This window comes from Serratia proteamaculans (genome assembly GCF_013337185.1).
In the GTDB taxonomy this organism is placed as follows: Bacteria; Pseudomonadota; Gammaproteobacteria; order Enterobacterales; family Enterobacteriaceae; genus Serratia; species Serratia proteamaculans_D.
In genome coordinates this window covers 295,004-308,780 of sequence record NZ_SWDE01000003.1, presented here as the reverse complement: position 1 = coordinate 308,780, position 13,777 = coordinate 295,004, and the positions used below count along the sequence as shown (strand labels likewise).

16 protein-coding genes and 3 tRNA genes are annotated in these 13,777 nt (G+C 54.4%); 6 read left to right on the top strand and 13 right to left on the bottom strand.

Going from position 1 to position 13,777, the window contains the following annotated elements; genetic code table 11:
* Window positions 1-18: 18 nt before the first annotated feature.
* The 7 genes from FCL49_RS15035 to FCL49_RS15005 all read right to left on the bottom strand — a co-directional run bounded on the left by FCL49_RS15035 (window position 19) and on the right by FCL49_RS15005 (window position 5,091).
* On the bottom strand, window positions 19-180 hold the full coding sequence (locus FCL49_RS15035) for a DUF1328 domain-containing protein (protein WP_004857650.1): 162 nt from the start codon (window positions 178-180) through the stop codon (window positions 19-21).
* Window positions 181-337: 157 nt separating this feature from the next.
* A complete protein-coding gene (gene osmY, locus FCL49_RS15030; RefSeq protein WP_174354196.1) occupies window positions 338-952 on the bottom strand; it encodes a molecular chaperone OsmY in 615 nt (204 codons plus the stop codon).
* Window positions 953-1,484: 532 nt separating this feature from the next.
* Window positions 1,485-3,074, bottom strand: a complete 1,590-nt coding sequence (gene prfC, locus FCL49_RS15025) for a peptide chain release factor 3 (RefSeq protein WP_135315027.1) — start codon at window positions 3,072-3,074, stop codon at window positions 1,485-1,487.
* 157 nt (window positions 3,075-3,231) lie between these two features.
* Complete coding sequence (locus FCL49_RS15020; RefSeq protein WP_254611086.1) at window positions 3,232-3,828, bottom strand: type II toxin-antitoxin system HipA family toxin; 597 nt, start codon at window positions 3,826-3,828, stop codon at window positions 3,232-3,234.
* A 3-nt stretch (window positions 3,829-3,831) separates the two neighbouring features.
* Window positions 3,832-4,137 (bottom strand): helix-turn-helix domain-containing protein, encoded by a 306-nt coding sequence (locus tag FCL49_RS15015; RefSeq protein WP_174354195.1) that lies wholly within the window; start codon window positions 4,135-4,137, stop codon window positions 3,832-3,834.
* Window positions 4,138-4,265: 128 nt separating this feature from the next.
* A complete protein-coding gene (gene rimI / locus FCL49_RS15010; protein WP_174354194.1) occupies window positions 4,266-4,709 on the bottom strand; it encodes a ribosomal protein S18-alanine N-acetyltransferase in 444 nt (147 codons plus the stop codon).
* A complete protein-coding gene (locus tag FCL49_RS15005; protein WP_174354193.1) occupies window positions 4,654-5,091 on the bottom strand; it encodes a DNA polymerase III subunit psi in 438 nt (145 codons plus the stop codon). The genes rimI and FCL49_RS15005 overlap by 56 nt, the downstream gene beginning before the upstream one ends.
* Before the next feature lie 156 nt (window positions 5,092-5,247).
* Between FCL49_RS15005 and rsmC the strand changes: the two genes are divergently transcribed.
* Window positions 5,248-6,291, top strand: a complete 1,044-nt coding sequence (gene rsmC, locus FCL49_RS15000; RefSeq protein WP_174354192.1) for a 16S rRNA (guanine(1207)-N(2))-methyltransferase RsmC — start codon at window positions 5,248-5,250, stop codon at window positions 6,289-6,291.
* A 60-nt stretch (window positions 6,292-6,351) separates the two neighbouring features.
* On the opposite strand, the gene FCL49_RS14995 is transcribed toward rsmC, so the two are convergent.
* Window positions 6,352-7,344 carry an aldo/keto reductase gene (locus FCL49_RS14995; protein WP_174354191.1) on the bottom strand — a complete coding sequence of 331 codons (993 nt, stop codon included), beginning with the start codon at window positions 7,342-7,344 and terminating at the stop codon, window positions 6,352-6,354.
* A gap of 130 nt (window positions 7,345-7,474) precedes the next feature.
* Here FCL49_RS14995 and FCL49_RS14990 point away from each other — a divergent pair, with 130 nt between their 5' ends.
* The 4 genes from FCL49_RS14990 to FCL49_RS14975 all read left to right on the top strand — a co-directional run bounded on the left by FCL49_RS14990 (window position 7,475) and on the right by FCL49_RS14975 (window position 8,829).
* Entirely contained in the window at window positions 7,475-8,419 is a 945-nt protein-coding gene (locus FCL49_RS14990; protein ID WP_174354190.1) for a LysR family transcriptional regulator, read from the top strand.
* Between the two features lie 72 nt (window positions 8,420-8,491).
* A tRNA-Leu gene (locus FCL49_RS14985) sits at window positions 8,492-8,578 on the top strand.
* A 34-nt stretch (window positions 8,579-8,612) separates the two neighbouring features.
* Window positions 8,613-8,699, top strand: a tRNA-Leu gene (locus FCL49_RS14980).
* Window positions 8,700-8,742: 43 nt separating this feature from the next.
* Window positions 8,743-8,829 (top strand) — tRNA-Leu (locus tag FCL49_RS14975).
* An 82-nt stretch (window positions 8,830-8,911) separates the two neighbouring features.
* Here FCL49_RS14975 and FCL49_RS14970 read toward each other — a convergent pair.
* Window positions 8,912-9,196: a DUF1435 family protein gene (locus tag FCL49_RS14970; RefSeq protein WP_135315020.1), complete on the bottom strand. Its 285-nt coding sequence runs from the start codon at window positions 9,194-9,196 to the stop codon at window positions 8,912-8,914.
* A gap of 263 nt (window positions 9,197-9,459) precedes the next feature.
* On the opposite strand from FCL49_RS14970, the gene FCL49_RS14965 reads away from it, so the two are divergent.
* On the top strand, window positions 9,460-10,533 hold the full coding sequence (locus FCL49_RS14965) for a diguanylate cyclase (protein ID WP_174354189.1): 1,074 nt from the start codon (window positions 9,460-9,462) through the stop codon (window positions 10,531-10,533).
* A gap of 17 nt (window positions 10,534-10,550) precedes the next feature.
* Here FCL49_RS14965 and fucP read toward each other — a convergent pair whose 3' ends face one another.
* The 4 genes from fucP to FCL49_RS14945 are packed head-to-tail and all read right to left on the bottom strand — an operon-like array spanning window position 10,551 to window position 13,777.
* The gene (fucP, locus tag FCL49_RS14960; protein WP_174354188.1) at window positions 10,551-11,780 is read right to left on the bottom strand and encodes an L-fucose:H+ symporter permease; all 1,230 of its coding nucleotides are present in this window, start codon (window positions 11,778-11,780) and stop codon (window positions 10,551-10,553) included.
* 23 nt (window positions 11,781-11,803) lie between these two features.
* On the bottom strand, window positions 11,804-12,163 hold the full coding sequence (locus tag FCL49_RS14955; RefSeq protein ID WP_174354187.1) for an L-rhamnose mutarotase: 360 nt from the start codon (window positions 12,161-12,163) through the stop codon (window positions 11,804-11,806).
* On the bottom strand, window positions 12,160-12,936 hold the full coding sequence (locus tag FCL49_RS14950) for an SDR family oxidoreductase (protein ID WP_174354186.1): 777 nt from the start codon (window positions 12,934-12,936) through the stop codon (window positions 12,160-12,162). Before FCL49_RS14950 ends, FCL49_RS14955 begins: the two co-directional genes overlap by 4 nt.
* Window positions 12,914-13,777, bottom strand: coding sequence for an amidohydrolase family protein (locus tag FCL49_RS14945; protein ID WP_174354185.1), 864 nt, complete (start codon window positions 13,775-13,777; stop codon window positions 12,914-12,916). The genes FCL49_RS14950 and FCL49_RS14945 overlap by 23 nt, the downstream gene beginning before the upstream one ends.

The following is a 13,777-nucleotide window of genomic DNA, read 5'->3' as shown; positions in this document are numbered from 1 at the left end:
TACACTTTGAGGATAAAGCTAAGGGCGTCGGCGGCCGGTAAACAGGCTGACCAGGAACAGAATGATCCCTACGACGAAGACGATTTTTGCAGCCCAGGCGGCGGTACCCGCCAGTGAACCAAAACCTAATGCTGCAGCAATCAATGCGATGACTAAAAAGATAATGCCCCAACGAAACATAAGCTTCTCCTTACCATAGTGAAAAAACACATCGCAATCCGTGCCCTTCTCGGGCGCAACCAGACTGCCGGTCAGTTTCTTTTTTTGATGGTGCATCCTGGGCTAGCCTCACGGCTAACCCAGGATTTGGTGCTTGTTGTTGCGCTTGCTAAAAAATTTATGGCTTAACGACCAGGTCGTTTTTAACGCTTTTCACACCGTCGATAGCCTTGGCAATGCTTTCTGCACGTTCTGACTGCGCCTGAGTTTTCACTTCACCGGAAAGCTGTACCACACCGTCGGTGGTTTCTACTTTCACGTTACGTGAAGGTACGATGTCATCGGCCAGCAGTTTGGCCTTCAGTTCGCTGGTGGTCGCAGTATCACCGGCATAAGCCTTCATGGACTGTTTGCTTTCGTCTTTCACATGCAGCTTGTCGCTGACGGATTTGACGCCTTCCACTTTACCGGCCACTTCAACCGCGTGCTCGGCCTGCGTCTGGCTGCCGACAAAACCACTCAGGGTGACGGTGCCTTTTTCGGTTTTCACCGAGATATCAGAGCTGGCGATGGATTTGTCATCGACCAGCGCACTTTTAACTTTAGCCGTTGTTGCGCTGTCATCCATGTAGCCGTCAACTTTTTTCATGGAGCTATCGATTTTGGCACCCGCGCTATCAGCGGCACTTGACGCTTTATTGAGCATGGTATCTTCAGCCAGCGCGCTGCCACTAACCAGAACGGAACCCAAAACAACAGCCATCAGTGATTGTGCAAATTTAGTATTTTTCATCGATCTCTTCCTTTGGTTGTGGATCCAAAATGGTTACGGATCCTTCAGCCGCCATAACGCGGCCCACTCAGTAATACTTCACGATTTCTATACGTTCAAACATTCACGTTAAACGATTGTTGCCACATCAGGAGTATTGCAACGGCTGTGCCAATTTTAAAAAACCATTTAAAATCAATAACAAAATAAATATCGCTTACATTTTAGGCTAAAAACTGTCGCCTATTGACGACAACACCTGTCAGTAAAACCCATGTTATCGCTATGTTATTGATTTACATGACATCACACTGTCTCTAATTGGCAACAGTTCCGAATAACTCGCTGCGGTTATGACAAAAAGCAGTGAATTACGCTTACCCGATCGGTTATGCCCTGTTAAATATAGACCATATGACAAAAAAAGCAGGTGCTGCCCGGCAAAACGCGGTTGACGATGAGGAATGCAATAACTGGTGAGGAGGATTAACTAATTAGCAGGCTCTGATGGGGGGAGACTATACAGGGCGCCCTAAGGCGCCCTGCTGTTCTGTTAGTGCTCGCGTGTCTTGCGGAACACCACTTCAGGGTAGCGTTCCTGGGTGATATTCAGGTTAACCATGGTTGGCGCGATGTAAGACAGGTTGTCGCCGCCGTCCAACGCCAGGTTAAGCTCACACTTGCGCTTGAACTCTTCAAACTTCTTCACGTCGCTGCATTCAACCCAACGGGCGGTCGAAACGTTGACCGACTCGTACAAGGCTTCGACGTTGTATTCGCTTTTCAGGCGTGCAACCACCACTTCGAACTGCAGCACACCGACCGCACCGACGATCAAATCGTTGCTGGCGATCGGACGGAATACCTGCACGGCCCCTTCTTCGGACAGTTGCACCAGGCCTTTCAGCAGCTGTTTTTGCTTCAGCGGATCGCGCAGACGAATGCGACGGAACAGCTCCGGCGCGAAGTTCGGAATACCGGTGAACTTCATATCTTCACCCTGGGTGAAGGTATCGCCGATCTGAATGGTGCCGTGGTTATGCAGACCAATGATATCGCCCGGATAAGCCTCTTCGACGTGCGAACGGTCACCCGCCATAAAGGTCAGAGCGTCGGAGATCACCACGTCTTTACCGGTGCGTACCTGGCGCAGCTTCATGCCTTTCTCGTAGCGGCCGGAGACCACGCGCATAAAGGCCACGCGGTCACGGTGTTTAGGATCCATGTTAGCCTGGATCTTGAACACGAAACCGGTGAATTTCTCTTCCGCCGCAACCACTTCACGGGTGCTGCTTTGACGCGGCATCGGCGCTGGAGCCCAAGCCACCAGGCCGTCAAGCATATGGTCCACACCGAAGTTACCCAAAGCGGTACCGAAGAATACCGGCGTCAAATCACCGCTCAGGAAAGCTTCATGATCGAACTCGTGGGATGCGCCCTGCACCAGCTCCAGCTCTTCACGCAGCTGCGCGGCCAGGTCTTCACCCACGGCGGCGTCCAGCTCCGGGTTATCCAACCCTTTGACAATACGCACTTCCTGGATGGTGTGACCTTTACCGGTCTGATAAAGGTAGGTTTCATCCTTGTACAGATGATAAACCCCTTTAAACAGCTTGCCGCAGCCGATAGGCCAGGTGATCGGTGAGCAGGCGATTTTCAGCTCGCGCTCGACTTCATCCATCACTTCCATCGGATCGCGGATGTCGCGGTCCAGTTTGTTCATAAAGGTCAGGATCGGCGTATCGCGCAGACGGGTAACTTCCATCAGCTTGCGGGTACGATCCTCAACCCCTTTGGCGGCGTCGATCACCATCAGACAGCAGTCGACAGCGGTCAGGGTGCGGTAGGTATCTTCGGAGAAGTCTTCGTGCCCCGGGGTATCCAGCAGGTTAACCAGGCATTCGCGGTACGGGAACTGCATCACCGAGGTGGTGATTGAGATCCCACGCTGCTTTTCCATTTCCATCCAGTCGGATTTGGCATGCTGATTTGAGCCGCGGCCCTTTACCGTACCGGCGGTCTGGATAGCCTGTCCGAATAACAACACCTTTTCGGTAATGGTCGTTTTACCGGCATCGGGGTGCGAGATGATGGCGAAAGTTCTTCTTTTCGAGACTTCGCGGGCAAATTCACTAGGAGACATGTTTTTCAGATTCTACAGTTAGTCCGCCCTGCGAAAGCATCAGAACGCGCCGCGCACGGCGCCAGGCAAAGCGGTAAATAAAAGATAATAGCCGGGTATTTTCGCTGATTTACCAACCGGTGACAATCAATGGATCCAGCGAAGATAGATTAAATCCTCAATGCAGGCGGAAATCCGGCGACAACGAAGTCCAATGCTGGTGCAATATCGCTTTATGCTCTTTCGCCATCGGTAGGGTTGCCAATAGATCCGGCCATAGGGTGCGCGCCTGGTCGATGGCATCCAATAAATGCACCCGTATAGCAGGCCAGGGCAGACCAACACGATCCGCCCAATGTTCGAAAGTTTGCATTGAAATCATTGACCAACGCTTCTCCCTTGCCATATTCAGCGCCACTTCTGACTCACGCGGAATATAAGCCAAAGTGGTTACGATGTCATAAGCAGGAGAGAGCCGAACATCGGTTTTGTTGGGATAAATCATTGACCAGTTTTTGATATGAGCATCGCCATTAGCCAGCAGAATGTTGGCCAACAGGCGACGAGCCATTTGCTGCGCATCAGCCAAGGGATCACTGCCCCACTCGTAAAGATAAGCCGCTATTTGCTCATAGTTTTTGCCACGATATTTATCATGCGGATCAAACGTCAGGATATTTTTGCCGCCGCTATAATGCGCCAGCACACCAATACGCACATGGTATAAAACCAGGGCTAATGCCCGTACCGATTCAACCTGCCGCTGTCCATTCATCAGCTAGTCCTCGAGATCTTTCAGCTTTCTTTCGAAACTGGGTAATCCATTCGCTTCTGAAACTCTATCTGCTCCCGTTTGAAGCGATAACTCCACTTCACGCACCTTGTTTTTCGGCACGATAACGCATTCCAAATCCATTGCCATCAATATACGTAGCAGCGTGCTCATCCGCATATCACTACCGGATTCAATACGCTGATATTGTTGCTGGGTCATGCCAATCTTCATCAAAAAGTCTTTTTGGTTCCAGCCCAGCTCAGCGCGTTTTTCTTTTAATATCGTTGATATTTCTGATGATTTTTTCATTCATCACCTCAAAACAACTCATTATTTGTATTTGCATCAATAAACAACAAATTAGTTGTACAGCGGTGCGAAAACAACCTGTTTATTGTAAATTAACGATAAAACAATAAAAAAGTTGTTTTTTGGATTCAAGCCAGCGGCAGCGCCATGACGATAGCGTCTTCGCGCCCATTGGCTGCAGGGTAGTAGTTACGGCGGATGGTGACTTCATTAAAGCCGAGATCTTCGTACAGCGCGATGGCGGCACGGTTAGAGGCTCGCACTTCCAGCCACAGCGTAAACACGCCGCGGGGTTCCAACTGTGCAATCAGCGCTTCCAACAGTTGGCGGCCAAAACCCTGGCGTTGCCAGTCGGGATGAATGGCGATATTGAACAGCGTGGCTTCATCCAGCACGATTTGGGTGATGGCAAATCCCGCCATCTGCCCGTCGGCTTCCAGTTTCAGGTTAAGGTAGCGATCGCCCTGATTACTGGCAAAGGTAGCTTGTGTCCAAGGAAAGGCGTGGCTGGCTTGCTCAATCGTGAAGGCTGTGGCCAGATCGGCCGCGGTCAGGGTAGAAATCTTGTTCATGATGACAAATCTGCTGCCAGAGTGCGCGTTTGGCACTCGCATCGAGAGAAAGCTCGGCCAGTGCCGGGCTGTATAGCTGCGCGCCGGCCACCGCAAGCGGCTCCGCAACGCCCAACCGCCAACTGTTGCATTCGGTATCTTCAGGCAACATCGCCACCTGATCCGGCGTCAGGCCATAGGTTTGCGCCGGGGTCAGCCCCAGGCTGCGCAGCACGTCGCAAAACAGCGGATCGTTATGCTCAGGCAAGGCCTGCGCCACGACCAGTAAACGCACCTCGGGTGGCAGGCTGACCGCCACTTCGCCCTGCAACACGCCCGGGCGGCGCAATGTCCACTGCGTAATACCCAGTTGTTGTAACAGCCAGTCGCGTTTTGATGCCATGCCGATTCCTGTCAGGATCTACCCGTTGTGGTGCGCCATGCCTGCCATGCGCCGCGCTATGCTAACAAACCCGCGCGGCCTGCGCCAACAAACCCGTCGAACATATCGCCACAAAGCTCTATAATCCCCGATCTAATTTCTAGGAGCCAAAACCTGATGTCTGCATTAACCCCCGCCAGTGAAGTCATGCTGCGCCACAGTGATGAGTTTATCGAACGCCGTGTTCTGTTCGCCGGTGACCTGCAGGACGCCCTGCCGGCCCAATTTGAGGCCGCGGATGTGCGTGTCCATACCCAGCAATACCATCACTGGCAGTTACTGAACCGGGCGATGGGTGACAACGTGCAGTACGGCCTGACCGTAGACGCCGCGTTCGTCGCCGAGTGCGATACGCTGATCTACTACTGGCCGAAGAGCAAACAGGAAGCGCAATTCCAGCTGTGCAACATTCTGGCACTGCTGCCGGTAGGTACCGACGTGTTCGTGGTCGGTGAGAACCGCAGCGGCGTGCGCAGCGCCGATCAAATGATCGAAGACTACGCCACGCTGGTGAAAATCGACAGCGCCCGCCGCTGTGGCCTGTATCACGGTCGCCTGGACACCCAGACCGAATTCAACCTGGAAGACTGGTGGGAAAGCTATCAGTTGCACGATCTGGAAGTGAAAACCCTGCCGGGCGTGTTCAGCCGTGACGGGCTGGATGTCGGTAGCTCACTGCTGCTGTCGACGCTGGATAAACACATGAAAGGCAAAGTGCTGGACGTGGGTTGTGGTGCTGGCGTAATGGCCTCGGTGCTGTCCAAACTGTCACCAAAAATGAAGCTGACCCTCAGCGACGTCAACGCCGCAGCTATTGAATCGAGCCGCGCGACGCTGGCCGCCAACGGCATTGAAGGTGAAGTGATCGTCAGTAACGTCTATTCCGACATTACCGGCCGTTTCGACCTGATCATCTCCAACCCGCCGTTCCATGACGGGCTGCAAACCAGCCTGACCGCAGCAGAAACCCTGATCCGCGGTGCGTTAAAGCACCTGCCTATCGGCGGTCGTCTGCGCATCGTGGCCAACGCCTTCCTGCCGTACCCGGATATTCTGGACGCCACCTTCGGCAGCCATGAAGTGCTGGCACAAAACGGCCGCTTCAAGGTGTATCAGGCAACGGTTGCCCGTGCACCACGCGATGCCAAGAAGAAGAAATAAGTAACGCCGCCCGCGAATAGCGGATATCAGGGCGCAGCGTTCACACGCCGCGCCCTTTTTTTAACCGTTGATATAGGTCATCGACTCTGCGCCGTAGCGTGCGCCCGCCGCTGCCTGCAACGGGAATACCGCCTCAATCGCCGCCAGTTCAGCCTGGCTCAGCGTCAGTTCGACCGCCGCAATGTTCTCTTCCAGATAACGACGACGCTTGGTCCCCGGGATCGGCACAATGTATTCGCCCTGCGCCAATACCCACGCCAGCGCCAACTGTGAAGGGGCCACGCCTTTTTGTTTGGCCAACTCGGTCACTTTCGCCACCAGTTCCAGATTACGGGCAAAGTTTTCCCCCTGGAAACGCGGATTACTGCGGCGGAAGTCGTCAGCATCCAGATCTTCCGGCCGTTGGATAGCTCCGGTCAGAAAACCTCTTCCCAACGGGCTGTAAGGCACAAAGCCGATGCCCAGACGCTCACAGGCCGCCAATACCCCTTGTTCGGCATCGCGCGTCCACAGTGAATACTCGGTCTGCAACGCGGTTATCGGATGCACCTTATGCGCACGCTCAAGCGTAGCGACCGAAGCCTCACTCAGCCCGATGTAGCGGATTTTACCTTCGCCGATCAGGTCTGCCATGGTGCCCACCACCTCTTCAATCGGCACATCAGGATCCACGCGGTGCTGGTAATAAAGGTCTATCGCCTCCACCCCAAGCCGCTGCAGGCTGCCTTCTACCGAACGACGGATATACTCCGGCCGACTGCTGACGCCCCTGGCACCGGGATTGGCCGGATCGCGCAGGATGCCAAATTTGGTGGCCAGGAAAACCTGCTGCCGTTTGCCCTTGATCGCTTTGCCAATCAACTGTTCGTTGGTGTGCGGGCCGTACATGTCGGCGGTATCGAGCAGGGTGACCCCCAGCTCCAATGCCCGGTGCAGGGTGGCAATGGCCTCTTTCTCGTCCTGCGCCGTCGAATAGAAATCACTCATCCCCATGCAGCCCAGCCCCAGAGCAGAAACGGTCGGGCCATTGGGACCTAATTGACGTTGTTGCATTGTGTTGCCCTCATGCGGTTTTTATCAGCGGAGTGCTGGTACAACAGAGTCTGGTTGTTTACCCTGAAAAGATAAATAATGCAGATTGCTCATCACTGTTCATAAATTGCTAACAATAGGGAGCGGCAAAATGGATCAGATCCAGGCCATGCGCATTTTCACCCGCATCGTCGAACTGGGCAGTTTCAGCCGCGCAGCCGAGCGTTTGCAGTTACCGCGTGCCACGGTCAGCAATGCCCTCAAACGGCTCGAGCAGCGCCTCGGCGTCCGTTTGTTGATCCGCACCACCCGTCAGGTGCAGGTGACCAGCGAAGGCACGCTTTATTATCAGCGCTGCGTGCAGTTGCTGGGAGCGCTGGAAGAAGCAGACACGCTGTTCAGCCACCATAAACTGCAGCCTTCCGGCAAGGTACGCATTGATATGCCCCATTCGCTGGCGCGTGAAATCGTGATCCCCGCTCTGGATGACTTTTACCAACGCTATCCAGACCTGACTCTGGCGTTGGGCGCCAACGATACTCATGTTGATCTGTTGCGCGAGGGGGTGGATTGCGTGCTGCGCGCCTGGGAAACCGAAGATGACAGCCTGGTGGCGCGGCGCATCGCCATGCTGCCACAGCTGACCTGCGCCTCCCCCGGCTATCTGGCTGCGTTCGGCGTACCCCAGTCGATTGACCAATTGCAACAGCATCAGGCGGTGGGCTATTTTTCCCTCGCCAGTAACCGCAATTACCCGCTGGAGTTTTGCCGCAACGGCAAAGTGGAGTTGCGCGAATTGCCCGCCAGGCTGAGCGTCAGCGGTGCCGATGCCTATACCAGCGGCTGTCGTGCGGGCATGGGCCTGATCCAGGCGGCGCATTACTCGCTGGCACCCTGGTTGCAGAAAGGGGAATTAGTCGAAGTGTTGGCGGAAACCCCGCCGCCGCCGATGCCAATTTACATCATGTATCCCCCCGGCCGGTTCCTTGCGCCCCGGGTCAGGGTATTGATTGACTGGCTGATTTGGCTGTTTGAACAGTATCAACAGCCCAAAACGGACGTTTTTCCAGCAAACGTCCGCAAACAGGGGAAATAACTATTGACGTCCCCGCCAAAATCTCTAGAATTCGCCTCCGTGGTACGTTACTCCGGTAATGTTTCTTGGAATGCGAAGGTGGCGGAATTGGTAGACGCGCTAGCTTCAGGTGTTAGTGTCCTTACGGACGTGAGGGTTCAAGTCCCTCTCTTCGCACCAAATAACCACATGATTTATATTACACAGCATCAATGCGAAGGTGGCGGAATTGGTAGACGCGCTAGCTTCAGGTGTTAGTGTTCTTACGGACGTGAGGGTTCAAGTCCCTCTCTTCGCACCAAGCTGGTGATATAAATCGAAAGCAAAATAAAGATATCGGCTGTGCGAAGGTGGCGGAATTGGTAGACGCGCTAGCTTCAGGTGTTAGTGTTCTTACGGACGTGAGGGTTCAAGTCCCTCTCTTCGCACCAATCGATAACTCTCTCCGGTAATATCCCCAAAGCAATCCCCAATTGAACGATGATGAACACGCGAAAGCGTGGTTTTGTGTTTTCAGCCCAGATTGAAGTTCAGACCGATCGCCGCCAATCCGCCGGCCAATGCCATGCAGGAAGGCAGCAGCAGGTAGTGACGCCAGCGACTATTGAACAGCATCACCAGGGTGGCCAGCATGGCAATCACAATCAGCGTGCGCAATTGCATCATATCCAGGTTGATCAATGCCAGTAACGGCAACAAGGCGCAGGGCAGCAAAACGCCCCAGGCGCTGGCCAGACGGTTGCCCAGGCACCAACTGACGCCCCACAGCCCACACGCGGTAATCATGGCTGCAATCATGATAACCCTACCCTTCAAGTGATAATGAGAACCAATATCATATACCACTTTTTTTCACTGCGCATCATTTTCGCCATGACGGTCAAACGCGGATGACATAACGGTTGAAAAATGATAATTTGCCATAAGAAAATTCCTAGTCTAATTCGCATGTTAATAATCACAATCTACAACCATACAATGCGAGTGTTTAATTCCCACCGACAGAATTTTTCGCAACCTTACCTTTTCGACAGATCGATATTGTAAAGAGTGAACTCCGTATGAACGCGCGTTCTTATCAGGAACTGCTAAACAGCAAACACCGTTTGTCATTATTTTTATTTTTATTGATGAACGCTGCCTCTTCCGTATTTACATTATTAGTCCCGTTTCAAAACAAACCCGCATTTACCCTGCCTTTATTAGGTATACCGCTATTTTGTCTGGCGGCACTGTTATTTACCCTGCAATCTCCGCGGTTATACGTCAGAAAATTGAATCAATTTTCCTGCGTCCTCGGTCTGCTGTGGGCGACACATATTTACCTTAAAAGTCAGCACTGTGCGCCGAATAATCAAAGTTTTCTATTAATTAGTCTGTTCAGCATGTTCTTTATCAGCGCCATTGCCTTAACCGATAATTTTATCGCCTTTTGCCTGCACGCCGTTCCATCTGCATTAGTGATTCTATTACTGGACGGTATGCACAATACCACGCGGATAGTATTCACCACGGTATTGCCGATTATCGCGTTCTCTATCCACCACCTGATGCTTAAACGCAGTGAACACTTTACTCAAACGCTGGTGGCTAATCTGTATAACGAACGGGACAGATTCAGCAATTTAAGCATGATCGATCCCTTAACCGGGCTTTATAACCGCCGTGGCCTGGAGAATAAAATCAATATGTTGCCGGCCGCCGCATCAGACAGTCATTTCGTGCTGCTGCTCGATATCGATCACTTCAAGGCTTATAACGATAATTATGGCCATACCATGGGTGACCAGGCGCTGGTGCAGGTCGCTATCACCATCCGCGATTCGGTACGTTCACGCGATATCGTGGTGCGCTACGGTGGGGAGGAGTTTCTGGTGCTGTTAACCAACGTGAGCGAGGAATATGCCACTCAGGTGGCTGAGCGGGTGCGTCAGCGGGTACAGGAATTAAAAATCCCCCATCGCTTTAATCAGCTTGAAACCACCACGGTCACGCTCAGTACCGGGATTTCCGTGTTGAACCAGCTGGATGTCGCCTCGGCGATCCGGGCGGCCGATGCCGCGTTATACCAGGCCAAAAACAACGGGCGCAATAATATTCAGCTGGCTCCCACCGTTCAGCCCGCCGCTGTATGAGCCGGCGGGCTGTGAGCTTAGCGGCGGCGCTGCTGTAAGCCGTAAGCAAACACCACGGCGAAGCACAGCAGCGGCAGGCAATACGACAACGCCGTACTGTACCTGTCCGCCAGCGCCCCCATAAAGTAAGGCATGATGGCGCCACCAACGATCGCCATGATCATAAAGGAGCTGGCGCGCTTGGTGTGCTTACCCATGTTTTTCACCCCGAGAGCGAAAATGGTCGGGAACATGATCGACATAAAGAAGAATACGGCGATCAGCGCCACCACCGAGATGCCATCCATACTGAGCATGACGACCCCGCACAGCACAATGTTGACCAGCGAGTAAATCATCAACAGCGTGGCCGGTTTGACCCTGCCCATCAGCCAGGTACTGAAAAAGCGCCCGACCATAAAGCAAATCATGGCGATAGAGAGCAGATAGGACGCGCTTTGGTTGGAAACGTCGCTCCAGTGTTCGGTGGCGTAGTTAATAAAGAACGCGCCGACGCCGACCTGTGCCGCCACGTAGAAGAACTGGGTGATCACCCCGCCAACAAAGTGCTTGTGCTGCCAAAGCCCCTGCGCAATTTCACCGTGCTCCGGCCGTTCTTCCTCGCGAATGTCCGGCAACCGGGTGCGGCTGAACAAAAAGGCAATCAGCAACACCAGCACGGCGATCGCCACATAGGTCATCTTCACCGCGCTTTGGTCACCGCTGCCTGCCCCCTGGGTGGCAGAGAAAAACAGCGTGCCGCCGATCATCGGGCCGATAAACTGTCCTAACCCGTTAAACGACTGGGAAAGGTTCAAGCGTCTTTCGGCACCCTGCACGTCCCCCAATACCGTGGCATAAGGGTTGGCGGCGGTTTCCAGGCAACCCAGTCCGCAGGCAATGACAAACAGCGCGAACAGGAACATGCCAAAACTGTTGGCGGAAGCCGCCGGCACAAACAGCAATGCCCCCAGCGCATACAGGCACAGCCCGATCAGAATGCCGGCTTTGTAGCCTTTTTTATCCATAAAATAGCCGGCGGGCAGCGCCACCAGGAAGTAGGCACCAAAATAGGCCGCCTGTAATAATCCCGACTGCGCCTTGGTCACGTGCAGCGTTTCCTGAAAATGCTTATTTAATACATCCAACAGGCCATACGACAGCCCCCACATAAAGAACAGGCTGGTGACCAGGATAAAAGCCCAGCGCAGATTGGCCGTCGCCTTGGCGCCCGCCTGAGGTGGGGCAGCAGTTTTTTCAGCAAGCATTGAACTATCCTCGGTAGGGTAAGTTATTGTTGTTTCAATGAGAATATCCGCTCCATCACCACCCATTTTTCGCCTTGCGGCGTCCAGGGGGTGGCCACCTGGTAGTGCCACATCAGGGCTTCCCAGCACTGCACGTGGGGATTGCTCAAACCGGCGGCGTTAAACCGCTCGGCATCGAATCCGCTACTGACTTCAACAATCATGAACAGTCGGGTACCCAGCCGGTAAATCTCCATATCCAGGATGCCGTGCTCACGCAGATGAGTGGCAATTTCTGGCCAGATGCGTTGGTGATAGGCCAGGTATTCCTCGATCAACGCCGGTGAGTCGACCAGATCGAGCGCCTGACAGAAGCGCTGCCCTGTCCCCGCCGCGCCACTCATGTGATCGCCCGGTCAAGATGCAGATAACCCCCGTCCACCGACAGCCACTGTCCGGTGGTGTGCGACGAACGCGATGAAATCAAAAACACCACGGTGTTGGCGATTTCCTGCGGCGTGGTCATCCGTTGTTCGAAGGGAATGCGCGCGGTAATTTTCTCGAGCTGCTGCTCCGGCTGCTCAAAGGTATTGATCCAGCGTTGGTACTGCGGCGTAATCACCTCCGCCGGGACCACCGCATTCACCCGCACCCCTTCATGGCGCAGCGACACCGCCCACTCGCGTGTCAATGCCAGCACCGCGCCCTTGGCGGCGGTATAGCCACTGGTGCCGCCCTGCCCGCTCAGTGCGGTCTTGGAGGCGATATTGACGATCGCCCCCTTACTGCTTTGCAACGCCGACTGGCACAGGTGCGCCATCAGGTAGTAATGAATCAGGTTTTTCTCCAGCGATCCGACAAAGGCTTCACGTCCGGCCTCCAGCCCCACCCCGTCGTTAACCCCGGCGTTATTCACCAAGGCATCGATACGGCCAAAGGTTTCCTGCGTTTGCGCCACCGCCCGCCGGCACTGCTGCTCATCACACAAATCGGTGATGATCACCGTGCTCCGTGGCTGCAAGCGACGCAGCTGCGCCAGGAACTCGGCCTCCGGCATGGCGTTGGTGACCATCACCGGGATGGCCCCTTCTTCAGCCAGCAGTTGGGAGACCGCCGCACCGATGCCGGAGCCGCCACCGGTAACCACCACCACCTTATCTTTCAGATACAGATCCATAACCCGACTCCGTTAACCCATAAATTCGGCAGGCCGTGCCACCCCAAATCTCCGCCTGCTGCGAAGGACTCAGCGTGGCGATGGCCTGCTCATTCAGTTGATAAACCTGGCCGTAATCCCCCGCCAGCAGGCACACCGGCCAGTCAGAGCCGAACATCAATCGCTGCGGACCGAACGCCTCCAGCGCCGCCTCAAAAAACGGCAGTAACTGCGAGGCTTGCCAATGCCCTCCGGGGGCTTCGGTGATTAACCCGGAAAGCTTGCAGACCACGTGCGGCAGTGCCGCCAGAGGCTTGATTTGCTGTGCCCAATGCTCTGCACCCTGGGCGATATCCGGTTTGCCAAGATGGTCCAGCACCAGCCAGTAATCGTCGTGTTCGGCGGCAAACTGCGCCGCTGCCGCCAGATGCCGGTGGGTGACCAAAATGTCGTAAACGTATCCCTGTCGCTGCAACGCCTGCATACCGCGTCGCACCTCCGATCGTGCCAGCCAAGCATCCGGCAGCGGCTCGTCTTGCACCAGATGACGCCACCCACGCAACAAAGGTTGCTGGCGCCATTCCTCAAGCCACTGCGGCAGTTGCGGCGCGGTGATGTCCAGCCAACCCACGACGCCGCATACGCCATGGCTTTGCTGCGCCAGTGCCAGCAACGACTGGGTTTCCTGCTCGCACTGCCGGGCCTGCACCACCAGTGCACCGTCAAAACCCTGCTGTTGCAGCAGGGGTTCGAGCTGCTTTGGGCCAAAATCCTGTTGCAACACCGCCATCTGCTCGCTGATCCACGGATAGCGTTGCGGATGGTAATGCCAGTAATGTTGGTGAGCATCGATACGCAGCAT